Source organism: Elstera litoralis (genome assembly GCF_000963705.1).
Classification (GTDB): domain Bacteria; phylum Pseudomonadota; class Alphaproteobacteria; order Elsterales; family Elsteraceae; genus Elstera; species Elstera litoralis.
The window spans coordinates 1-23,715 of record NZ_LAJY01000258.1 but is presented as its reverse complement, the minus strand read 5'-3'; the positions used below and the strand labels follow the sequence as shown (position 1 = coordinate 23,715).

The 23,715-nt window shown below is 62.9% G+C and carries 17 protein-coding genes and 2 pseudogenes; 7 read left to right on the top strand and 12 right to left on the bottom strand.

Translation table 11 applies throughout. The features are described 5' to 3' along the window. The 6 genes from VZ95_RS10785 to guaB form a co-directional block, all read right to left on the bottom strand. The coding region (locus VZ95_RS10785) for a septation protein A (RefSeq protein WP_045775839.1) at positions 1–577 on the bottom strand (577 nt) is incomplete at its 3' end. A 5-nt stretch (positions 578–582) separates the two neighbouring features. Then, entirely contained in the window at positions 583–2,151 is a 1,569-nt protein-coding gene (guaA, locus tag VZ95_RS10780; RefSeq protein WP_045775838.1) for a glutamine-hydrolyzing GMP synthase, read from the bottom strand. Between the two features lie 32 nt (positions 2,152–2,183). After that, on the bottom strand, positions 2,184–2,741 hold the full coding sequence (locus VZ95_RS10775; protein WP_232302608.1) for a GNAT family N-acetyltransferase: 558 nt from the start codon (positions 2,739–2,741) through the stop codon (positions 2,184–2,186). 12 nt (positions 2,742–2,753) lie between these two features. Further along, positions 2,754–3,239: a GNAT family N-acetyltransferase gene (locus VZ95_RS10770; protein ID WP_052711675.1), complete on the bottom strand. Its 486-nt coding sequence runs from the start codon at positions 3,237–3,239 to the stop codon at positions 2,754–2,756. A gap of 97 nt (positions 3,240–3,336) precedes the next feature. Next, the gene (locus VZ95_RS10765) at positions 3,337–4,728 is read right to left on the bottom strand and encodes an RsmB/NOP family class I SAM-dependent RNA methyltransferase (protein WP_045775837.1); all 1,392 of its coding nucleotides are present in this window, start codon (positions 4,726–4,728) and stop codon (positions 3,337–3,339) included. Between the two features lie 5 nt (positions 4,729–4,733). Next, positions 4,734–6,197 carry an IMP dehydrogenase gene (gene guaB / locus VZ95_RS10760; protein WP_045775836.1) on the bottom strand — a complete coding sequence of 488 codons (1,464 nt, stop codon included), beginning with the start codon at positions 6,195–6,197 and terminating at the stop codon, positions 4,734–4,736. A 548-nt stretch (positions 6,198–6,745) separates the two neighbouring features. Here guaB and VZ95_RS21900 point away from each other — a divergent pair. After that, on the top strand, positions 6,746–8,566 hold the full coding sequence (locus tag VZ95_RS21900) for a methyl-accepting chemotaxis protein (protein WP_198148225.1): 1,821 nt from the start codon (positions 6,746–6,748) through the stop codon (positions 8,564–8,566). A 29-nt stretch (positions 8,567–8,595) separates the two neighbouring features. On the opposite strand, the gene VZ95_RS10750 is transcribed toward VZ95_RS21900, so the two are convergent. Continuing rightward, positions 8,596–9,309, bottom strand: a complete 714-nt coding sequence (locus VZ95_RS10750) for an RlmE family RNA methyltransferase (protein ID WP_045775835.1) — start codon at positions 9,307–9,309, stop codon at positions 8,596–8,598. A gap of 10 nt (positions 9,310–9,319) precedes the next feature. Beyond that, positions 9,320–10,399, bottom strand: a complete 1,080-nt coding sequence (locus VZ95_RS10745) for a Ppx/GppA phosphatase family protein (protein ID WP_045775834.1) — start codon at positions 10,397–10,399, stop codon at positions 9,320–9,322. 143 nt (positions 10,400–10,542) lie between these two features. Here VZ95_RS10745 and VZ95_RS10740 point away from each other — a divergent pair, with 143 nt between their 5' ends. Then, on the top strand, positions 10,543–11,481 hold the full coding sequence (locus tag VZ95_RS10740; protein ID WP_045775833.1) for a YicC/YloC family endoribonuclease: 939 nt from the start codon (positions 10,543–10,545) through the stop codon (positions 11,479–11,481). 13 nt (positions 11,482–11,494) lie between these two features. Then, positions 11,495–12,154, top strand: a complete 660-nt coding sequence (gene gmk, locus VZ95_RS10735; protein WP_156995236.1) for a guanylate kinase — start codon at positions 11,495–11,497, stop codon at positions 12,152–12,154. Positions 12,155–12,334: 180 nt separating this feature from the next. On the opposite strand, the gene rsmA is transcribed toward gmk, so the two are convergent. Beyond that, a complete protein-coding gene (gene rsmA / locus VZ95_RS27060; protein ID WP_045775842.1) occupies positions 12,335–13,204 on the bottom strand; it encodes a 16S rRNA (adenine(1518)-N(6)/adenine(1519)-N(6))-dimethyltransferase RsmA in 870 nt (289 codons plus the stop codon). A gap of 147 nt (positions 13,205–13,351) precedes the next feature. Continuing rightward, positions 13,352–14,071, bottom strand: a pseudogene (locus VZ95_RS29290) (peptidylprolyl isomerase); the annotation flags it as partial. 300 nt (positions 14,072–14,371) lie between these two features. On the opposite strand from VZ95_RS29290, the gene VZ95_RS10725 reads away from it, so the two are divergent. Together VZ95_RS10725 and VZ95_RS10720 are read left to right on the top strand one after the other, a co-directional pair. Beyond that, positions 14,372–15,859 carry a leucyl aminopeptidase gene (locus tag VZ95_RS10725; RefSeq protein WP_045775841.1) on the top strand — a complete coding sequence of 496 codons (1,488 nt, stop codon included), beginning with the start codon at positions 14,372–14,374 and terminating at the stop codon, positions 15,857–15,859. 15 nt (positions 15,860–15,874) lie between these two features. Next, entirely contained in the window at positions 15,875–16,342 is a 468-nt protein-coding gene (locus VZ95_RS10720) for a DNA polymerase III subunit chi (protein ID WP_045775831.1), read from the top strand. On the opposite strand, the gene VZ95_RS21895 is transcribed toward VZ95_RS10720, so the two are convergent. Together VZ95_RS21895 and recG are read right to left on the bottom strand one after the other, a co-directional pair. Then, the gene (locus VZ95_RS21895) at positions 16,339–17,478 is read right to left on the bottom strand and encodes a cyanophycinase (RefSeq protein ID WP_052711673.1); all 1,140 of its coding nucleotides are present in this window, start codon (positions 17,476–17,478) and stop codon (positions 16,339–16,341) included. The genes VZ95_RS10720 and VZ95_RS21895 overlap by 4 nt on opposite strands. 227 nt (positions 17,479–17,705) lie before the next feature. After that, positions 17,706–19,803 (bottom strand): annotated as a pseudogene (gene recG / locus VZ95_RS10710) (ATP-dependent DNA helicase RecG). A 92-nt stretch (positions 19,804–19,895) separates the two neighbouring features. On the opposite strand from recG, the gene VZ95_RS10705 reads away from it, so the two are divergent. Both VZ95_RS10705 and mfd read left to right on the top strand, forming a co-directional pair. Continuing rightward, positions 19,896–20,156, top strand: coding sequence for an FAD assembly factor SdhE (locus VZ95_RS10705; RefSeq protein ID WP_045775830.1), 261 nt, complete (start codon positions 19,896–19,898; stop codon positions 20,154–20,156). A 17-nt stretch (positions 20,157–20,173) separates the two neighbouring features. Beyond that, a complete protein-coding gene (mfd, locus tag VZ95_RS10700) occupies positions 20,174–23,668 on the top strand; it encodes a transcription-repair coupling factor (RefSeq protein ID WP_045775829.1) in 3,495 nt (1,164 codons plus the stop codon). Positions 23,669–23,715 lie beyond the last annotated feature (47 nt).

Genomic DNA, 23,715 nt, shown 5'->3' with positions numbered 1-23,715 from the left:
AACTTCTAGGAGATTCAGCCTCTTCCGCGAGTTTATAGCGAGTCATGAGAGGGGCCTGCGTTAACGCGAACAGCATAACAATTGGAATGAAACCGAAAGTCTTCAGTGTAACCCATTGATCGGTCGTCAAAACCCGCCAAGCAATTTCATTGAGGCCTGCGAGGAAGACAAAGAAGATGGCCCAGCGCCAGGTTAACAATGTCCAGCCCTGTTCCTGAAGGGACATCATCGGCCCGAAGACGACGCGCAAGGGTTGGCGGCCCAGCAGCCGCCCGCCCACCAACAGCAGCGCAAATAAACCGTAAATCAGCGTCGGCTTCATCTTGATGAAGGTTTCATCGGCCAACCACAGCGTTAGCCCGCCAAAAACGCTGACCAGCACCACATTGAGCAGCGGCATCACCGGAATGCGCCGCTCAAGCCGCCACAGCACGATAAAACTCACCGTCGAGGCCACCATGAGCACCGCCGTCGCCGTGTAGAGATCGCTGCGGCCATAGACAAGGAAGAACAGCAGCAGCGGGCCGAAATCCAGGAGGAGCTTTAGGAGGGGGGAGGGTGCTTGGGGCAAACTCATCGGCCTCACTCCCACTCAATCGTGCCGGGCGGCTTTGAGGTAATATCGTAACTCACCCGGTTAATCCCCGGAACTTCATTGATAATTCGCGTGGCGACCCGCCCAAGGAAATCATGGGGGAAGGGGAAGTAATCCGCCGTCATCCCGTCCGTGGAGGTGACGGCACGGAGGGCGCAGGCGTAATCGTAAGTGCGGGCGTCGCCCATTACGCCGACGGTGCGCACGGGCAGCAGCACGGCAAACGCCTGCCAGATTTGATCGTAGAACCCGGCTTTGCGGATTTCGTCGAGGTAGACCGCGTCGGCGGCGCGTAGGATATCGAGCTTGTCGCGGGTGATTTCGGACCCCGGCAAGCGGATGGCGAGCCCCGGCCCTGGGAAGGGGTGACGGCCGACGAGACTGTCGGGCAAGCCGAGTTCGCGGCCCAGCACGCGCACTTCATCCTTAAACAAATCGCGCAGCGGCTCGACCAGCTTCAGGTTCATCCGCTCGGGCAACCCGCCGACATTATGGTGCGACTTGATCGTCACCGAAGGGCCGCCGGTGAAGCTGACGCTCTCGATCACGTCCGGGTAGAGCGTACCTTGCGCCAGGAAGGCCGCGCCGCCGACCTTGCGGGCCTCTTCCTCGAACACATCGATGAAGAGTTTTCCAATCGTCTTGCGCTTTACCTCCGGGTCGGTCTTCCCAGCTAACTCGCCCAAGAACAGCGCGCTCGCGTCGCGATGCACCAGCGGGATATTGTAATGGTCGCGGAAGAGGGTCACGACCTGCTCGGCCTCGCCCGTGCGCAGCAACCCATGATCGACGAAAACGCAGGTAAGCTGGTCGCCGATGGCGGCGTGGATCAGCACGGCGGCGACCGAACTATCCACCCCGCCCGAAAGACCGCAAATCACCTTCTCGGTGCCGACCTGGGCGCGGATGCGCTCGATCATCATTTCGCGGAAACCCGCCATCGTCCACGCGCCGTGGCACCCGGCAATATCGCGGACGAAGCGGCGCAGCAGGTGCGCGCCGTCCGGCGTATGCATCACTTCCGGGTGGAACTGCACCGCGTAAATGCGGCGTTCCTCATTGGCAATCGCGGCGAAGGGGGCGTTTTCCGAAGTGGCGACCACCTGGAAGCCGGGCGGCAGCGCCGTAACGCGGTCGCCGTGGCTCATCCACACGGGGTAGCTTTGGCCGATCTGCCAGACGCCATCGAACAAGGAGCAGGCCCCGGTCACGGTGATTTCGGCGCGCCCGAACTCCCGGTGCAGCCCGCCTTCGACCTTACCGCCAAGCTGGGCGCAGATCGTTTGCTCACCGTAACAAATACCGAGGATCGGCACATTCTGCTGATACACCCATTCCGGGGCGCGCGGCGTATGCTCTAGGGTCACGGAGGCGGGGCCGCCCGACAGAATGATGCCCTTCGGCGCAAAGGCCGTGAGCCGCGCCGGATCGGTATTGAACGGCATGACCTCGCAATAGACCCCGGCTTCGCGGATGCGGCGGGCGATCAACTGCGTTACCTGACTGCCGAAATCGAGAATCAGGATATTTTCGGCCTGCAAGCTGGGATCGGTCATGGGGAACTCACTCTCTTCGGTCATCAATTCGGTTATGTCCGACAGGCCGCGCTGAGCGCCGCCAAATCGGTCCAGACGAGGCGGTGGGTTTCCACCGTCGCACCGCCCAGAGGTTCGGTAATGGTCTCCGCGATCTCGCCGCCGAGCGCCCGGTAGAACCCCAGCGCGCGGGCGTTTTTGGTCAGCACCCACAGCCAGAGGGATGGGTCGAGATCAGGCAGGCTTTGCGCGTGCTCGGCGGTCTTCAGCAGCAACTGCCGCCCAAGGCCCCGGCCGCGCCCATCGGGGGCGACGTGGATATTGTCGACATAGGCACCCGGATAGTTTCCGTAAGGATCGGCGGCCTTACTCTCCGGGTTGCACCAGACGGCGATGAAGCCCGCGAGCCGGTCGCCGTCCTCCGCCAGAAGAATGAAATCATCGGCCTGGGCTTGCGGCAGCTTTGCCGCCCAATGGATTTGCTTTTCTTGGAGGAGCGGGCCGTCGAGAAAAGCATCGGGGAGGATGCCGCGATAGGCGGCGCGCCACGAGCGCGTGTGAAGATCGGCAATCCGGGGGGCGTCGTCCGCCCTGGCGCGGCGAAAATGCACAGCGGTCAAATCCTACTCCAATAAGCTCGCCATATTCGGCCATTCGTAAGCAACTTCCGGCAGCCAAACGCCGCCGAAATTATGGGCTTCACGGTCGATCACCCGCCCGCCGATACGCTCGTAGAAAGCGCGCGCTTTGTGATTATCCTCAAGCGCCCAAAGCAGCAGCGAGCGCCGATGCTGATCGAGCAGCGATTTTGCCGTCTGCTGGACCAAAGCCCGCCCGAGACCGTGGCCGTGCCAGTCGGTTTCCACATAGAGCGCGTAGATTTCGGCGTCATGGCCCCAACTGGAGCCGCGCACCGGCCCGTAGGCGCTAAAGCCGATGACCCGCCCGGCGCTATCGACAGCAAGCCAGGGGTGCCCATCGTCGCCGAAGCCGCCGCGACTGGCGAGCATCCGCCGCCACAGGGTGCGATGCTCTTCCAGCAAGGGGCCGTCCAAAACGCTATCCGGCATAACGCCGCGAAAGGAATCGCGCCACCCATCGGTCTGCACCCGTGCAATCGCGCCGAAATCATCCCGCTGGGCACGGCGCAGACTCCAGGCCTGCGCGGCGGCGGTTGGGGTCGGCTGATTGGCGCGGCTGAACAGTTTAGCTCTCCTCAGACGCCAGTTCGGGGGACTCGGGGATTTGAGCGGCGGCGCTGGCGCTACGCTCCAGAACGGCGGTGAAGAAACCATCGGTGCCGTGACGATGGGGCGTCAAGCGCAAATAAGGGCCGGGGGCCGGGCAGGGTGTCGTCACCCGTTCGGCCCAAATTTCCGTGACCGGCTTAACGGTAAACTCCGGATGCGTTTCCAAGAACGCCGCAACCGAGCCTTCGTTTTCTTCCGGCAGCAGCGAGCAGGTCGCATAGATCAAGCGCCCGCCCGGTTTAACCAGCTTGGCGGCGGCATCGAGAATCTCGCGCTGCTTTACGGTCAGTTCGGCCACATCGGCGGGGCCGATGCGCCATTTCATATCCGGGTTGCGCCGCCAGGTGCCGGTGCCGGAGCAAGGGGCATCGACCAACACGCGATCGAATTTCCCGACTTGGCGCTTGAACCAGCCCGCATTCTCGGTTCCGAGTGCGCGGCGTTCGACATTGTGAACCCCCGCCCGGCGCAGGCGCGTTACGGCGCGCTCCAACCGCTTTTCCGAAATATCGGAGGCGATCAAGCGGCCCTTATTATTCATATCGGCGGCCAGCGCCAAGGTTTTACCGCCCGCGCCCGCGCAATAATCGATCACCCATTGACCCGGCTTCGCGTCGGCCAGCAGCGCCACCAGTTGCGAGCCCTCGTCCTGGATTTCGACCAAACCGTCTTTAAAAGCGGGCAGGGTGCCGAGCGCGGGCCGTCCAAAAACGCGGATGGCGAGCGGCGACCATTGCCCGGCCTCAACCTTCAAGCCTTCGAACTGAAGCCGCGCCAGAATCGATTCGCGCGTGCCGTGAAGCTGATTGATGCGCAGATCGAGCAAAGCCGGACTGTTCAACGCCGCCAATTCGGCTTCGTCGCCCTCGAACAACTCCAGCAGCGGCGCTTCCGACCACGGCGGAATTTCCATCCGTACCCACAGCGGCATCTCGGGATGATCGAGCGGCAGCGGCTCTTTCGAGTCGCCGCGCAGCTCGACGATTTTATCGACCAAGGTGCGTTCGGCCCGCGATAGCGCGTGTGGGCGATGCTCCTCGCCGTCGAAATTCTTCTGGAACTGTTCGGGAATCCAATTATCCGACAGCAGCAGATCGACGACGAAGAGATGCCGGACGGAGGCCCCCCCGGCTTCGGGCGGGCGCTCCAGCAGAACATTCACCCACCATTCCAGCCGCGCCAGGCGGCGCAGCATGGCGTAAAACCGCTCGGAAATCGCCGTCCGGTCTTTCGAGCCGATGTAGCGGCGGTCGCGGAAATAGCGGGAGGCGGCGGCATCGGCCACGCCCCCTTGGCTGATATTGTCGAGCAGTTCGTAGGCGGCTTGCAGCCGGGCGACGGGAGTCATTCGGCTTAGCCACCCTGACGATAGTTGGGGGCTTCGCGCATAATCCCAACGTCATGCACGTGCGACTCGCGCAGGCCGGCGTTGGTAATGCGAACGAAGCGACAGTTGCGTTGCATATCGGCGATGGTGGCATTGCCGGTATAGCCCATTGCGGCGCGTAAGCCGCCGACGAGCTGATGGACCACGGCATTGAGCGGGCCTTTATAGGGCACGCGGCCTTCGACGCCTTCCGGCACCAGCTTGAGCGTATCATTCACTTCCGCCTGGAAGTAACGATCCGCCGAGCCGCGCGCCATTGCGCCGACCGAGCCCATGCCGCGATAGGATTTATACGAGCGGCCTTCGAAGAGGAAAACCTCGCCGGGGCTTTCATCGGTGCCCGCGAACAGCGAGCCGATCATCGCGCAATCGGCCCCGGCGGCAATCGCCTTGGCCAAATCTCCGGAAAATTTGATGCCGCCATCGGCGATTACCGGAATCCCGTGCTTGCGGCAGGCCTCGACGCAATCCAATACCGCCGTGAGCTGCGGAACCCCCACCCCCGCGACAATGCGCGTGGTGCAGATTGAGCCCGGCCCGATGCCGACCTTAATCGCGTCCGCGCCCGCATCCATCAGCGCGCGGGCGGCATCGGCCGTCGCCACATTCCCGGCCATGATCTGCGTGGAATTGGAGAGGCGCCGAACCCGGCGCACCGTATCCAGAACCCGCTCGGAATGGCCGTGGGCCGTATCGACGACCAAAAGATCGACCTCGGCGTCGAACAAGGCTTCCGCCCGCGCAACGCCCTCGTCGCCGGTGCCGGTCGCGGCACCCGCGCGCAGGCGGCCCTTCGCGTCTTTTACGGCATTCGGGAACTTCTGCGCCTTTTCGATGTCCTTCACCGTAATCAGGCCGATGCAGCAATAATCCGCGTCCACCACCAGCAGCTTTTCGATGCGATGATGGTGCAGCAGGCGCTTGGCTTCGTCCTTGGTGACGCCTTCGGGCACCGTAATCAGCTTATCCTTGGTCATCAGTTCGGAAACCGGCTGGCCAGGGTTGGTTGCGAAGCGCACATCGCGATTGGTGAGAATCCCGACGAGCTTACCCTTGGGCTGCTCGACGACGGGAATACCGCTGATTCTGAATTCAGCCATCAGCGCCAGCGCGTCGGCCAGGGTGCTTTCCGGCGTGATGGTAACGGGATCGACGACCATACCGCTTTCGAACTTTTTCACCCGGCGCACTTCGGCGGCCTGACGGGTGAGGTCCATATTGCGGTGAATAATCCCCATGCCGCCCATCTGGGCCATCGCAATCGCAACGCCGCTTTCCGTTACGGTATCCATTGCCGCAGAGAGCAGGGGAATTCCCAGGCGGATTTCTTTGGTCACGCGCGTTGAGGTATCGGCATTGGCTGGCATAATCGCCGAGGCGGCCGGTTCCAACAAAACATCATCGAATGTAAAGGCTTCGCGCAAGATCATGGCGGGGCGGCTCCATCTACCTAATACGGCCCGGCCAAATCCGCCCCTCGTTGCGCTGAAACTAACCCCAAGCAATAGGGGGGTGCGCCGGTGCTGCATAATACATATTGCGGTTCCGCTGCCAAGCCCCCGTGTTATGCAGCAACGGAGGCAGTCCCATGCAGCCCCGACACAGCGCGGTGGAAGGCCAATTCATCAGGACTCATTGGGGGGAACTTGTTGCGCGACTTTTGGTCACGATGATGAAATATTAATTGTTATATAGACAAGCATAAGTCGCCCCCATAAGATGCGGCCACGATAAGTGGGGGGCTACTGTCGCCGACCGAAAGGTCATCGCGACCCAATTTGCGTATTGGGGACGACTCACTGTGAAACTATTCGATAAGATCTCGCTAGGCCGGAAGATCGGGCTCATTGTTGCTGTTCTGTTAATACCAATTGCTTATTTGGCTTATTTGCTCATTGCCGCAAATATGATTCAAATTCGCTTTGGCCAAACTGAATTAGTCGGAACGGAATATTTACGCCCAGTCCAGCAAGCCTTAGTGGCCTCTTTGGCGCAGAGCCGGGGCGGGCCTGCTGTACCGGCGGATATTGCCGAAATTCTCACCAAGACTGAAGCTAAGCTCGGCACCAGCGCTGGAGTGGATCTACACAGCGCCGATCTGGCGAAAGCGGCGAGTGCCGCGCTGCGCGACGCTGCCGCCAAGCGCGACCGCGCCTCGGCCCTATTGGCGATGACCGCCTTGCGCGATTTGATCGTTCGGGTTGGCGATCATTCCAACCTCATTCTCGATCCCGATCTCGACAGCTATTATACGATGGATCTGGTGCTGCTGCGCTTGCCCGACCTTGTGTCGCGCACAGCCGATCTGGATGCCGCCTTGCGTACCGGGGCCAAGGGCGCGCCGAGCGTTGCCGAACAAGCCGATATTCTAGTGGCGAAAGGCGCGATGCAAGCGACGCTCGACGGCGTTACCGCTTCGGTATCGCTCGGGTATCGCAGCAATGCCAGCGGCGACCTGAAGCGCTGGATCGACACCGACATGCAGGGCTTGATTGCGGCGGGCGCGGCGATGATCCAGGCGGCGGATGCGCAAGTTGCCGGAAAAGGCCCCGCTTCGGCGGCAAAACTGACCGCCGACCTGGAAACCGCCCTCGGCAAAGGCTATGGCGCCGCCTCGAAAGCCCTTGAGAATCTGCTGACCATCCGCATCAATGGCTTCTTCCAGGCGATGACCTGGAGCCTCGTGTTGGTGGCTATCGTCGTGCTGCTGGCGGTAACGTTGGCCCTGATTATTGGCCGCTCGGTGAGCCGCCCGATGCTGAACTTGACCGGACAGATGGAAAGCCTCGTCACTGGCAGCACCGATGTGAAAATCAGCTACCAGAAGCGCGGCGACGAAGTCGGCAAAATCGCCAAAGCCGTGGAATTCTTCCGGCAGGCACTCGTCGAACGCGGGCGGTTGGAAGGCGAGCAGCGGGCAAGAATGGCCGCCGATCTCGCGCTCGCCGAACGCCGGGTCGACGCCGTGACCGAGTTCCGGCAGGATCTGGAAAGCGTTATTTGGGCCGTTACTCAGGCCGTGGAGCGCATGCGCCAAAGTTCGGCAGAACTCACCGGCGTGGTTGCGGCCACCAATCAAAGCTGTGTCGCAATGGCGACCTCCTCCGATCAAACGCTGCAAACGGTGCAGATGATGGCAGCGGCGACCGACGAGCTGTCGAGTTCGATTAGCGAAATCGGCCGACAAGTCGAAAGCAGCACCGGCATTTCGCGCCTCGCCGCCGAGGAAGTGCAATCGGCGGATAAAACCCTGCACGATCTCGAAAATGCGACCGCGCAGATTGGCGATATCGTCACGCTCATTCAGGCAATTGCGGCGCAAACAAATCTTCTCGCCCTGAATGCCACCATCGAAGCGGCGCGGGCGGGCGAGGCGGGTAAGGGGTTTGCGGTCGTGGCGACCGAGGTGAAGAACCTCGCCACCCAAACCGCCGGCGCGACGGAAGATATTCAGAAGTCGGTCGAAACCATGCGCGCGCTCACCCATGCCGCCAGCCGGACGATGATTTCCGTTCGCGACCGCGTGATGGAGACCGACATGCGCATGTCCTCGGTCGCGGTTGCGGTGGAAGAGCAAACAGCGGCGACCCGCGACATTGCCCGCAATGTCTCCCAGGCCGCCGAAGGGGCGGCCGTCATCGCCGACGCCATCAGCGGCGTCACCTCGGCTACCGGCAATGCGGCGGAAGCCGCCAACGGCACGCTCGATCTTTCGGCGGCTTTGGAAAGCAGTACGCAAAGCCTCGGCTTGGCGCTGGACCGCTTCACCCAGAGGCTCGCGGCAGTCGGCGCAGACTAAAAAGGGAGGCTTCGGCCTCCCTTTCCTTATTAAGTTACGCGCCGGAACCCCGTGGCGACGACATACATTTCGCTGGAGTCGGCGCGGGAAGCGGCGGGTTTGGCGTGTCGGACCACGGCAAAATGCTTCTTCAGCGGATCGAGCAACTCCTTTTCCGAGCCGCCCTGGAAGACTTTCGCAACGAAGGCCCCGCCGGGCTCCAATACTTCCAACGCGAACTGTAGCGCCGTTTCGGCAAGACCGATGACGCGCAAGTGATCGGTTTTCGTGTGGCCCGTCGTTGGCGCCGCCATATCGCTCATCACCAGATCGGCCCCGCCGCCGAGCAGGTCGCGCAGCTTGTCGGGTGCCGCCGGGTCGAGGAAATCGGCCTGCATCAGGCTTGCGCCGGGGATCGGGTCCATCGGCAGAATATCGAGCCCGACGACGCAGCCGCGCCCCTGTTCCGAGCCGACGCGCGCAACCGCAACCTGGGTCCAGCCACCGGGGGCGGCCCCGAGATCGACGACGCGCTTACCCGGCCCGAGCAGATGATATTTCTCATCGAGTTGTACGAGCTTGAAGGCCGCGCGCGAGCGATAACCAAGGCGCTTAGCTTCGGCGACGTAAGGATCGTTCAACTGGCGTTGCAGCCAGAGGGTCGACGATAACGAGCGCTTATGGGCCGTTTTGACCCGCACCGATTTCTGGCGACGGCCACCGCCGCCACCATTGTTACCGTCGCCGCTCCCTTTTTGGGTCATTTTTCCACGCTCACTTCTCTTCGGGGGCCGCCGGTGCCAACTGCGGCGCGGGGACGCCCATCAGTCCAAATAAAATACCTTCCCGAACGCCGCGATCGCCGATGCGTAGGGAAGGGATGGGCCACAAGACCCGCATCGCATCGATAATCGCGCAGCCCGCGATAACGAGATCGGACCGCGCCCGCCCGATGCAGGGGTGCGACAGGCGCGCCTCTTCCCCCATTTTCCGGATGCGCGCCGAAACCGCCGCCAAATCCTCGATACTCAGGCGAATCCCATCGACCCGCGCACGGTCATAGCGCGGTAAATCCAAGTGAATCCCGGCCAGAGTCGTCACGGTTCCGGACGCGCCCAGCATCTGTACGCCGCCTGCGCGAATCGCGTCGGAAATCCCATAACGCCGGTCGAATTCGATCAGCTTTTCGGCGAAAACCGCGTTCATCCGCTCATAGCCCGTATCGGCGCGGCTTGGGTCGCCGTGGGCTTCGGCGAGATTGACGACGCCGAGCGGAATCGAAATCCATCCCAGCACCAGCGGCGACTGGCCAGGGCGCACGGCAAGCCAGGTCAGTTCGGTCGAACCGCCGCCAATATCGAACATCAGCGCGCGCGGGACCGCCGGGTCGAGCAGGGCGGCGCAGCCCGCCAACGCCAGCAAGGCTTCTTCCTGCGGGGCGATGGTTTCGAGATACAGCCCCAACTCGGCGCTGACCCGCTCCAAAAACACCCCGCCGTTATCGGCGCGGCGGCAGGCTTCCGTCGCCACGATCCGGGCGAAGCGCGGGCGGTACCGGCGCAGCTTGCGCACGCAAACCGCCAGCGCCGAAACCGTGCGGTCCATCGCCGCCTCGGACAACCGCCCTGTCATCGCCAAGCCCTCGCCCAAGCGCACGATGCGCGAGAAAGCGTCGACAATCTCCAACGTCGGCGGTTCAGCCGCGCCGTCGTCGGCCATCGCGGCGCTGGTCGCGCCGGGCACAAATCCCCCATACCCATCGCGGCGGCGCGCAATGAGCAGGCGGCAGTTATTCGTTCCGAGGTCCAAAGCCGCGTAGAGCGGTTGGGACGGCACAGGGCCGGTTGGCCGCATACTCCGCCCCGGGGGACCGACTGCGGCAGTCCTCGGCGCAAAACCCATATTCATCGATCTTATATAGCGTGCCGATCTTCATTCCGCCACGGTTCGCACGTTGCAGATTGAGAGAGACGGGGGAGCCCATTATAAGGGGCGGCATGACACGCGCTTCTTCAGCCCCTTCGCCCGACCCGACCGCCCCGGTTTCCAGCATGACCGGCTATGCCCGGCTCGCCGCTGTCGGCTGCCCGACGCCCAGCCACACCGCGACGTGGGAAATCCGCGCGGTCAATGGGCGCGGGCTCGATGTGCGCTTCCGGCTGCCAAGTTGGCTCGACCGGCTGGAGCCCGCCTTGCGCGAGCGGCTGAAAGCTTGCCAGCGCGGCACGATTACCGTCTCCCTCGATCTGCGCGGCGCGGCGCGCGAGAGCAATCTCGCGATCAATCGGCCCTTGATCGAAGAAATCATCGGCCTGCAAAAATCCTTGGGCGATCTGGTCGATCAAGCGCCGCTACGCCTCACCGATCTCTTGGGCGTGCGCGGCGTCATCGAAAGCCAACAGGCCGAAAATCCGGCGCTGAACGAACCCTCTCCGGCGGAAGATGCCGCCCTGGTTGCGCTTTTCGCCGAAGCGGTGGATCAGTTTCTGAGTGCCCGCCGGGCGGAGGGGGCCAAGCTTGCCGAGATTCTGCACGGTCAGGTCGCCGCCATCGCCGAGATGACCGCCAAAGCCCGCGCCGCCGCCGAAGCGCAAACCCACGGCGTCGCCGAACGGCTGCACACGCGCCTTGCCCCGCTGTTGGGCGACACGCCGCCGGTGCCTGCCGAACGTTTGGCGCAAGAAATCGCGCTGCTCGCCCAAAAATGCGATCCCTCCGAAGAGATGGACCGTCTGGAGGCCCATTGCGCCGCAGCACTAGCGCTGCTGGCCGAAGGCGGCGCGATTGGCCGCAAGCTGGATTTCCTCGCCCAAGAGTTTAACCGCGAGGCCAATACCCTGATGTCCAAGGCCGCCGACCTGTCGGTCACGCAGACCGGCCTTGGCTTGAAAACCGTAATCGAGCAATTCCGCGAACAGGTTCAAAACGTCGAGTGATGATCTTTCGATGATGCAGGCCCCCCAAACCATCGAGCGCCGCCGCCGGGGCTTGATGCTGATTCTCTCCTCGCCCTCAGGGGCGGGGAAGACCACCCTGTCGCGTTTGCTGCTGGAGAATATGCCCCAGTTGCAAATGTCGGTTTCCGTCACCACGCGCCCGCGCCGGCCCTCCGAAATTTCGGGCCGGGACTATCATTTCATCGACCGGGAGGAGTTCGACCGGCTCTCGACGAGCGATGATCTGCTGGAGCACGCCGAGGTTTACGGCAATTTCTACGGTACACCGAAAACGCCGGTGATGAAGGCGCTCGGGCAGGGGATGGATGTGCTGTTCGACATCGACTGGCAGGGCACCCAGCAGATGATGCGCAAGGCCCGCCCCGATCTCGTGACAATTTTCATCCTGCCGCCCTCAATGGCCGAACTCGAACGCCGCCTCCGCACGCGCGCGCAAGATTCCGCCGATGTCGTCGCGCGTCGCATGGCGAAAGCCCACGATGATGTGTCGCACTGGCGGGAGTATGATTACGTGCTGGTCAATGATGATATCGAGGCCAGCCTCGTCAGTGTTCGCGCGATTCTCATCGCCGAACGGCTGAAACGCGACCGGCAAATGAGCCTGCCGGAATTCGTGTCGGCGCTTCAGGCCGAGCGGCCGCCCAGCGATTGAGAAAACGTCAGGGGCTTTGCCCCCGACACCCCCAACCAAGGGATTTATCCCTTGGCAATCCAATTTATACCTCAGGATTCTTCCGGAATCGCGGATTCTCAAGGGGCCGAAGCCCCTTGAGCGGTGCTCAGCGCGTTTGACGCGCAAAGCGCATCCGACGGGCAGAGCCCCTCTTAATCCTCAGTCCGCCCGTCCAGGGCCGATCTGCGCCACAAGCGCGAGGGAAAGCCGGGAAAACTCAGCGACGCTGAGTTCTTCCGCCCGCGCCGTCGGCTCGATCTGGGCGTCCGACAGCAGGGCCGTGGTATCGACACCCAAGCTTTTCAGCGACGCGCGCAGCATTTTGCGGCGTTGCCCGAAAGCGGCAGCCGTCACTTGCTCCAAGCGCAGTACCGACCCACAGTCGGGCCGATCTTTGCGGGGGAGCATCTGCACGACGCTGGACACCACTTTCGGCGGCGGCGTAAAGGCTTCTGGCGGAACATCGAACAGCACGCCGCTTTGGGCGAAATAGCCGCTGATGACCGAGAGGCGGCCATAGGCATCGTCGCCCGGAACGGCGGTTAAGCGGTCGGCGACTTCCTTTTGGAACATCAGCGTCAGGGATTCATACTGGTCGATGGCGCGCAGCCAGGCGATTACCAGCGGCGTGCCGACATTATAGGGCAGGTTGGCGATAATTCGGTAGGGGGCGGGGCCGAGCGTCGTCGGGTCCAACCCAAGCGCATCGGCCTCGATGACCTTCAGCCGCCCGCGCGTCAACTCGACCAGCGGCTCCAGCGCGGCCACCATACGCCGGTCCTTTTCGATGGCGACCACATGCTGCGCCCCTTCGAGCAACAGCGCGCGCGTGAGCCCACCCGGACCGGGGCCGACTTCGATCACCGTGCCCGTCTCCAATGGCCCGCCCGCCCGCGCGATCCGGCGCGTGAGGTTGAGATCGAACAGAAAATGCTGCCCAAAGCGCTTGTCCGCCGTCAACCCCGCTGCCGCCACGGTGACACGCAGGGCGGGCAGCCGCTCGACGGCGTCGATAATCGGATCGGTCACGCTCAGATCCGAATGTCGATGGTGGCGGCTTGGCGCAGGTCGCGTAAGGCGCGGCGGCTTTCGGCTTCGATGCGCTCGGAGAACAGGCGCATCCGGGCTTCGTCGCGGGTCGGCAGCGACGCGGCGACGCGCTTTTTCGCGCATCAACAGCAGATGGAGCCCCGAAACCGTGCGGACCGGCGGGCTCATGCGCCCCGGTTCCAGCGTTTCGAGCGCTGACAAGAGCACAGGATCGATTTGCCCGGTCCGCACCCAGCCGAGATCGCCGCCGGTGGTGGCCGAGGCCGAGTTGGAATATTGCTGGGCGACGGCCGAGAAGCGCGCGCCCCCGGCAAGCTGACGCGCGATTTCATCGGCTAAGCGCTGGGCTGCGGCCTCACCGCCCGCCGAATCGAAGGACAGGAAAATATCGGCGGCCAAATATTCGGGCTGGCCTTGGGAGCTTTGAGCCTCGCCGATCACCTGATCGATTTCATCGTCGGAGATCGGACGAAACGCCCGCACCTTTTGGCGGTTCAGAATATCCCAACCCAGGCGGGCGCGGATCTGATCCATCAAAGTTTCAGGGCGCAGGCCGACGCGCTCGACATCCTTCAGCAGGGAGCCTTTCGGGCGGTTGTTGGAGGTTTCCAGCGCCTCAAGATAGGCTTTTACTTCCTCGTCCTGAACATTGATGCCCCGGCGTTTGACTTCCTGCATCATCAGTTTTTCGTCGATCATCGTGCGCATCATGATCGGGAACAGTCGGTTGCGGCCTTCGTCCGTCACCTGCTGGCCGAGGCCGATAATCATCTGAAAATCGGTGCGCTGGATAATGTCGTAAACCGAAATGATTTCGTCATTCACCACGGCGGCGATGCGTAGCATTTCCTGCGCTTCAGCCGGTTTCGGCGTAAAACCATGCTCAAGGCTGACGGGGGCGACCGACAGCAGCGCTGCCAAAAGAGACGAATAAACCAAGCGGGCCATGAGCCGACCATTTCCTTAACCAGAATTTGCAGCCGGACCTTGCCCCATTCTGGCCCCAGCGGCAAGAGAGGCCGCGCGCTTTTCCCCATGCGGCACCGATTGGCAAGCAGGCAATGGGCGGATAAGGTGACGAAAAGGGCAGGGAGACCGATTGCGGCCTGCCCAAACGCTTCTTTAGACTTTAGAAAGATGACCCTCATGAAAATTTCGTTTGCCGATTTGGACCTCGCCAAAAAGGGCACGCTGGTTGTTACCGTCGCCGAAGATCGCGCCCTGCTCGCCAGCGCCGCGCATCTGGACGCGCAGACGCAAGGGCTGGTCACGCGCGCGGCAGCGGCCAGCCGCTTTACGGGAAAATTCGGCCAGACGTTAGAAATTCTCGCGCCCGCCGGGCTCGATGCGGGTCGGCTGCTGCTGCTCGGCCTCGGCAAGCTTGCGGATTTGACCGAAGCGAAGGCCGAAAGCCTGGGCGCATCGGTCTATGCCGTGGTCGCGGCCCAGCCGGAAACCCATCTTGCCATCGCCGTCGATCCACTAACGGGCGACCTCAGCACCGCCACTCTGGCCGCGCGCCTCGCCCACGGGCTTTCGTTGCGCGCCTACCGCTTCGATAAATATCTGACCAAGCAAAAGGCCGACGATAAGCCGACCTTGGAGAAGGTCGCCCTGCTGCTGGCCGACCATAGCGCCGCGAAAAAAGCCTTCGCCGATCTCGATAAGCTCGCCGATGGCGTCGTTTACGCGCGCAATCTCGTCACCGAGCCCGGCAATGTGCTGAACCCGGAAACCTATGCCGACCGGCTGAAGGATTTGGAAAAAGCTGGGCTTGAGGTTGAAGTTCTCACCCTTAAAGACCTGAAAAAGCTTGGCATGGGCGCGCTGATTGGCGTTGGCCAGGGCTCTCAGTCAGAATCGCGCGTCGTCGTGCTGCGCTGGAACGGCGGCAAGGACGGCGCGGCTCCGGTCGCCTTCGTCGGCAAGGGCGTGACCTTCGATAGCGGCGGCCTGTCGCTGAAGACCGCCAAGGGCATGGAAGATATGAAGTGGGACATGGGCGGCTCGGCGGCGGTTGTCGGCACGCTGCTGGCGCTCGCGGGCCGCAAGGCGAAGGTGAATGCCGTCGGCGTTGTCGGCCTTGTCGAAAACATGCCGTCGTCGAAAGCCCAGCGCCCCGGCGATGTGGTTACCAGCATGAGCGGCCAGACCATCGAAGTGCTGAATACCGACGCCGAAGGCCGTTTGGTGCTCGCCGATATTCTTTGGTACACGCAGGATCGCTTCAAGCCGGTCGCCATGATTAACCTCGCCACCTTGACCGGCGCGATCATCACGGCCCTCGGCCATGAGCACGCCGGGCTGTTCGCCAATAACGACGCGCTCGCCGACGCCATTCTCGCGGCGGGATCGGCGACGGGCGAAACCCTGTGGCGGATGCCGCTGGGCGAAGCCTATGATGCCCTGCTGAAATCCCCCATCGCCGACATGAAGAACATCGGCGACGGCGGCGCGGGCAGCGCGGTGGCCGCCGTGTTCCTGCAACGCTTCGTCAATGATGTGCCCTGGGCGCATCTCGATATCGCGGGCGTTGCCTGGGCGAATAAAGACAAGGGCGTAGTGCCGAAGGGCGCTTCCGGCTGGGGCGTGCGCTTGCTCGACCAGTTGGTGAAAAGCCGCTACGAAGCCTAAGGAAATCAGGCCGCTATGACCGACTGGAGCTTCTACCACCTCACGCGCGCGTCGCTAGAGGAGGCTTTGCCGAAGCTGCTGGAGCGCGTGATAGCGGCCAATCTGCGGGCGGTTGTGCTGTGCGGGTCGGAAGAACGGGTGGAGGCGCTGAACGCCCACCTCTGGACCTACGATCCCGCCAGCTTCCTACCCCACGGCACGGTGAAAGAAGGCCTGGCCACCCGCCAGCCGATCTGGCTGACCGCCGTCGATGAAAACCCAAACGGGGCGACGGTGGCGCTGCTGACGGAAGGCGTTAGCCTTTCCAATCCAAGCGCTTACGCCCGCATCCTCGACATCTTCAATGGCCGCGACGAACTCGCCGTGGCTGCCGCGCGCCTGCGCTATAAAGAGGCGAAGACAGCGGGGCATTGGTTGAAATACTACCAGCAGAGCGACCGAGGCTGGACACTGGCGCATGAGGCGAAGCCGGTGGAGGCTTAAGCCGCCCCCCGCCGCGTGATGGGGGCATTTATCCGCAACCGCAATCCCGTGATACTATAAGCGCGATCCAAGGGGAGCTTGGGGGAGAAATAGACCCGTGTTTCGGGGGTGCGAGTCGCGGTGATTCGGATATTTGCCGAGGCCGCCACCTTAGAAAGCCCCGCCGCGCGTCCGTAGGTATTGAGCGCGGCCAAACGAAGCAAGTTTGAAAATCCACCCGGCTCGAAAATCTCGGGGATGATGGAGTCGGTTGATTGAGAAGGGCCGATCGGTTGGCGCTCCGGCGCAACGATCACAGTGCGCATTTTCGGATCGTACCGGTCTCCATCGGCGAGCAAATCGATCTCAAGCGCCTCGTAAGGCTTGTCGGCGTCGGTCAGTCGAACGATCGCGGCGCCGCTTTCTCCCAAAATAGTCCAAGGACTGCCATCGCTCGGGATTAATACGGCAGTATTTTCATCCAAGCCGAGGGCAAATGGTTCCTTCAACACCTTCATTGCCTCCACGAGACGACCGATCAGGCCCCGCTCCAAAAAATGCGCGTCGATCAGGACGTTGGGAGCGAAATTTAACCCTGGTGCCAGTCTGAGTTTGCCATCTACGAGCGCTTCCACTGAACTACCCGAGCCGCATTCGCACAGCATAGTCTTACTCGCCATCATCGCACCGGCACTGGCCCCGAACACGGTTGCGCCTTGTGTGTGACGACGGCGGATTGCCGCCAGGGCAGGTGTATCGGACCCATTTTTCTCAAGCAGGCTGATCGAAAGCAACTCGGGTGCCCCGCCGCCAAAATAAAATCCCGTGCAGCGCTCGATAGCACTCAAGACCTGGGGATCGCGGGTGGTCGTGCTGGCATTATCCGCCCGAATACCGAGTTTGATATATTTTTCGCCATTTTCGGCAATGACTTCCCGGAAAGGTTCGGCTTTTGGATTAGCCGCTTCAATAAAGCAGATCGTTTTTTCCGAGGCCGCGAGCGCGCCCGTCAGCGTTAAAAATTCGCTCACCTTGAAAAAGGGATCGCTACCGTCTGAATTTCGGCCACCGCCGCCACCGTGCAACACAAGATTACCGGGTTTCAAGCGCTTTTCAGCCGTTTCGATGACAAAGCCCGTTCCCGCGCCGAACGGCAAAGCATTCTTAGCGGTAGGTGGCGGTGGGGCTGCTGCTTGAGCGATGGGGGCAGCGGTTGCGGGCTTTGAGGAGCCTGTTGATCCGCTTGTCTGACACCCCGCGAGAAGAATGGCCGTCAGGGCAAAAGTGACTCGGGGTGTCCAGCGGGTTATAAAACGCATCCAATAAGCCTCTTTTTAATCGTCCCCGGCTGCACTTTAACACGCGCTCTCCGCGAAAAAGCAAGTTACCCCGCCCGCAGAAACCGTGCCGCAGCATCGCGCTCGAACAGATATAGCAGAATCCGCATCGCCTTGCCGCGTTCTGAAACAAGGTCCGGGTCTTTCCCCAGCAGGTTCAGCGCATCGGTCCGCGCCGTCAGCAGCAGCTCTTCCTGCTGGATCGGATCGCAGAGTTTAAAGCCGGGCAGGCCGCTTTGTTTCGTGCCCAGCACTTCGCCGGAGCCGCGCAGGCGCAAGTCTTCCTCGGCGATGCGGAACCCGTCTTCGCTCTCGCGCAGAATTTTGAGGCGCGCGCGCGCAACTTCCCCCAAGGGGGCCTGATAGAGCAGCAGGCAGGTGGAGCGGTCGCCGCCGCGCCCCACACGCCCGCGTAACTGGTGGAGTTGGGCGAGGCCGTAGCGTTCGGCGTGTTCGATCACCATGATGGTCGCTTCCGGCACATTAATGCCGACTTCAATCACCGTGGTGGCGACCAGAATTTTCAACTCGCCGCGCGCAAACGCCCCGATGGCGGCGTCTTTCTCCGAGGGCTTCAAGCGCCCATGCACGAGGCCGACGATGCCCGGTCCAAACACCTGTTCCAGCGCCGCCGCCCGGTCGGTGGCCGCCGCCAGATCGACCAGTTCGGATTCCTCGACCAGCGGGCAGACCCAGTAGACACGCGCCTTGCTTTGGATGGCGCGGCCCACGGCGTAGACGACTTCCTCCAGCCGCTCCAGGGGCAGGGCGCGCGTGTCGATGGGTTTGCGCCCCGGCGGCTTCTCCAACAGCCGCGACACATCGAGATCGCCGTAGGCGGTGAGGGCGAGGCTGCGGGGGATCGGCGTTGCCGTCATTACCAGCACATCGACCCCGCGCCCCTTGCCCCGCCAGCGCTAAGCGCTGGTGGACGCCGAAACGGTGCTGTTCGTCGATCACTGCAACCGCTAAATCGTTGAAAACAACATCCTCTTGGAAGACGGCATGAGTGCCGATCAGCAGATCGATGTCGCCCGCTGCCAGCCGCGCCAGCAGGGCTTCGCGCGGTTTGCCCTTGTCGCGGCCCGTGAGGACCGCCACCCGCAGCCCCACGGCCTCGGCGAGTGGCTGAATGGTTTCGGCGTGCTGGCGGGCGAGAATTTCCGTGGGGGCCATCAGCGCCCCTTGCGCGCCCTCCTCAATCGCAACCGCGAGGGTGAGCAGCGCCACCACGGTTTTGCCGCTGCCGACATCGCCCTGAAGCAGCCGCAGCATGCGTTTGTCCGAAGCTAGGTCCGCATCAATTTCCGCCAACGCCTGTTCCTGGCTATTGGTGAGCGAAAAGGGCAGGGCCGCCCGCAAGGCCGCGCGCAGTTTACCGCCGTTCTGCGCGGCTGCTGCCAAAGCCCGCCCGGTCAGGCGCTTATGGTGCTCGCGCAGCAGGAGGAGGGCCATTTGATTGGCGAGGATTTCATCATAGGCCAAGCGCTGCCGGGCGGGATAATCGGGCGCAAGATCGGCTTCGGACTGGGGATGATGCAGGGCGCGCACGGCATCCGCCCAAACGGGCCAGCCGCGCGCTTTCACCAGGGGCGGATCGGCCCATTCGGGCAGGTCCATCACGCGGGATAGAGCCGCTTCCACCAGCGCGGCCAACACCTTGGGCGTGATCCCTGCCGTCATCGGGTAGATCGGCTGCGGCTCGGTGGCGCGGGTAAAGCTTTCCAACCCCCCAACAAAATCCGGGTGCGCCATTTGTTTTTCGACGCCAAAGGCTTCGATTTTCCCGGCAATCACCCGCTCTTCGCCCAAAGGCAGCAGCTTTGCGATATAGTCGCCCTTGGCATGGAAAAAGACCAAATGCAAAAAGCCGCTCGCATCGCGCACGCGCACCCGCCAGGGGTGGCGCGGACTGTCCGGCGCGCGGTGATCTTCCACCGTCACCCGCAGGGCGGCGCTCTCGCCCGGCACGGCCTCGGCAATGGACTCGCGCGGGCGATGCTCCGACAGGCCGACCGGGCGGTGCCAGAGCAGATCGACCACCGAAGCAAGCCCCAGCTTCGCCAACAGCTTCGCCCGCGCCGGCCCAACCTTGGGCAGCGCTTCCAGCGACGCGAAGAGGGGGAAGAGAATTTCGGGGCGCAAAGCGGCAATCCTATGTTTCACCGCTGACAGGCGGTGGGGAGCGGTCTATATCCATCCCCGATTTCGGACAAGCACGAACCAGTGAGGCCCGCATGACCGAAGACCTAAACGTTCGCCGCAAACGCATTCTGTTTCAAGCGCGGCACCGGGGGACGAAAGAGGCGGATTTGCTGATTGGCCGCTTCGTCGAAGCCCATCTCGCGGACTTCGACACGCCCGATCTCGACGCGCTGGAAGCGGTGATGGCGGAGCAAGACCTTGATCTGGTCGCCTGGATCATCGGCGGCGTCACCCCGCCGCCCGCCGCGAATACGCCGATGCTCGCCCGCATTATCGCCTACCACACGGCCTAAACTCGACTGGATGCCCGATGAGCCTCGCTAAAACCCCCGCTTGGTACGCTGCCCCCGGCAGGCTCGATCTGCACGGCGTTCCCGAGGGATACGAAGCCCTCGTGCTGCGTAGAGCCGCCGAGGCGATTGGCGAGCAGGGGCGGGCCGTGCTGCATATCGCCCGCGACGACGCCCGCGTGGCGCAACTGACCGAAAGCCTAAGCTTCTTCGCGCCCGATGTTGCGGTGCTGAGCTTTCCGGCCTGGGATTGCCTGCCCTATGACCGCGTCTCGCCCAATAGCGACGTGGTGGCCAAACGGCTCGATACGCTCACCCGCCTGCTGAGTGAAGCCGGGCAGAAGAAGCCGAAAGTGGTGCTGACCACCGTCGCCGCCATCACCCAGCGCGTGCCGACGCGCGAAAGCTTGGCGCAAGCGGCCCTGGTGCTGAAAGCAGGCCAGCGGATTGAAGGCAAGGTTCTGCTCGGCTTTTTCGAGCGCAATGGCTATCACCGCACCGAAACCGTGCGCGAGCCGGGCGAATATGCCGTGCGCGGCGGCATTATCGACGTGTTCCCGACGGGGATGGCCGAACCGCTGCGCCTGGATTTCTTCGGCGACACGCTGGAAACCTTGCGCGATTTCGATCCGGCCTCGCAACGGTCCACCGGCACGCGGAAGGAAGTTACCTTCCGTCCGGTTTCGGAAGTGCCGATGGATGAAATCGCCATTCACCGCTTCCGCTCCGGCTACCGCAGCCTGTTCGGGGCCGAAACCGGCGGCGACCCGCTCTATGAGGCCGTCAGCGCCGGGCGCAAGCAGATCGGCATGGAACATTGGCTGCCTTTGTTCCATGAGCGGCTCGAAACCCTATTCGATTATATGCCGACGGCGGCGATAACGCTCGATGCGCAGGTGGAAGAATCGATCACCTCGCGCTTCGACCAGATCCGCGAATTCTTCCAGGCGCGCAAAGACTTGGCCAATTCGGCACGCAAAGAAGGCGCGCCCTATCATCCGCTGCCCGCCGATCTTCTGTATCTCACCGACCGCGATTTGCGCCTGAGCTTGGAGGCCCGGCCCCACGCTATCTTCCATATTGGTGCCGCGCCGGAGGATGCCGCCAACCGCGCCGATACCGGCACGCGCCCCGGCCATGAGTTCGCCGAAGCCCGCATGCGCCCCGATGGCTCGCTGTTCGATGCCGTGCGCGAACATGTGGTTTCCTTACGCGCCCAAAAGCGCCGGGTGATCGTCGCCGCCCAATCCCCCGGCGCGCGCGACCGGCTATTCGGCCTGATGCGCGACCACGGCATGCCCGCGCTGGAAACGGCAGAAAGCGGCCCCGCCGCCTTCGCGCTGCCCGCCGATAAAGTGGTGCTGGTGACGCTGGCCCAGCCGCGCGGTTTTCTCGCCCCCGATTTCGCGCTGATTACCGAAGCCGATATTCTCGGCGACCGGCTGATTCGTACGCAAAAGCGCAAAAAAGCCGCCGATTTCATTACCGATGCGGGCACCCTCGGCACCGGCGATCTGGTCGTGCACGTCGATCACGGCATCGGGCGTTATGAGGGGCTGGAGACGATCAAGGCGGGCGGCGCGCCCCATGATTGCCTGTGCATCTCCTACCTCGGCGGCGATAAGCTCTATGTGCCGGTGGAGAATATCGACACGCTGTCGCGCTTCGGCTCGGAAGACGCGGGCGGAACGCTGGATAAGCTCGGCGGGGCGGCGTGGCAGGCGCGCAAAGCCAAGGTTAAGGCCCGCATCCGCGATATTGCGGCGAAACTCATCGCCATTGCCGCCCAGCGGGCCTTACGCGAAGGCGCGGTCTATACCCCGGCGGAAGGGCTGTACGAGGAATTCTGCGCGCGCTTCCCATACCCCGAAACCGACGATCAGTTGCGCGCCATCGATGATACGATTTCGGACCTCGCCGCCGGAAAGCCGATGGACCGGCTGATTTGCGGCGATGTCGGCTTCGGCAAAACCGAAGTCGCCCTGCGCGCCGCCTTTGTCGCCGCCCTTTCCGGGCAGCAGGTGGCCGTGGTGGTGCCGACGACGCTGCTCGCCCGCCAGCACTACCAGAATTTTGCCAATCGCTTCAAAGGCTTCCCCGTGCGCGTTGAGACGCTCTCGCGCCTCGTGACCGCGAAGCAGGCGGCCTTGACCAAGGCCGGGTTGAAGGATGGCACGGTTGACATAATCGTCGGCACCCATGCCGTGCTGGCGAAAAGCATCGAGTTTAAACGGCTCGGCCTCTTGGTCGTTGACGAAGAGCAACATTTCGGCGTGTCGCAGAAGGAGCGGCTGAAGGAGTTGAAGTCGGACGTTCACGTCCTCACCCTCACCGCAACGCCGATCCCGCGCACCCTGCAACTGGCGCTGACCGGCGTGCGCGACCTCTCGATCATCGCCACCCCGCCGGTGGACCGGCTCGCCGTGCGCACCGCCGTGCTGCCCTATGATCCGATGGTGGTGCGCGAAGCCATTCTGCGCGAACACTTCCGCGGCGGGCAGAGCTTCTACGTGAGCCCCCGCTTGGAAGACCTTGATATGCTGGCCGAAAGGTTGCGCGTGTTGGTGCCGGAAGTCAGCTTCACCACCGCCCACGGGCGCATGGCCGCCACCCAGCTTGAAGACGTGATGAACGCCTTCTGCGACGGCAAATACGACGTGCTGCTCGCCACCAATATCGTCGAAAGCGGGCTGGACATCCCCTCGGCCAATACGATGATCGTGCATCGGGCGGACCTGTTCGGCCTGTCGCAGCTCTATCAGTTACGCGGGCGTATCGGTCGGTCGAAACTGCGCGCCTACGCCTATCTCACTCTGCCCACCGGCAAAGTGCCCACCGAAAGCGCGCAAAAGCGCCTGGAGGTGATGCAGACCCTCGATAAACTCGGCGCGGGCTTCCAACTCGCCAGCCACGATCTCGATATTCGCGGCGCGGGCAACCTGCTCGGCGACGAACAATCCGGCCATATCCGCGAAGTCGGCATCGAACTCTATCAACATATGCTGCAAGAAGCCGTCGACGCCGCCCGCGCCGGCGGGTTTGCGGGCGAGGGGGGCGCAGACGAAGCCTGGTCCCCGCAAATCGCCGTCGGCATCCCCGTGCGCATCCCCGAAAACTATGTGGCCGACCTCGGCGTGCGCCTGGACCTCTACCGACGCGCCGCCGTACTGGCCGACCGCAGCGAAATCGATGGTTTCGCTGCCGAAATGATCGACCGCTTCGGCCCGCTGCCGCCCGATGCCGACGGGTTCCTAAAAATCATCGCCATCAAATCCCTCTGCCGCCAAGCGGGCGTGGAGAAAATCGACGCCGGGCCGAAAGGCGTCGTCATCTCCTTCCGCAACAAAAGCTTCAAAAACCCGGACGCCCTTATCCGCTACCTGCAAAAACAAGCCGGAACGGTAAAACTCCGCCCCGACCATAAACTCGTCGTCATCCGCGCCTGGGACACCACCGCCGAGCGCCTCCAGGGCGTGACCCAGGTGATGCAGCAATTGGCGGATTTGGCGGGGTAGGGGCGAGGGCGCTGTTTGCGCGGGGCGCTGCCCCGCACCCCGCCAGG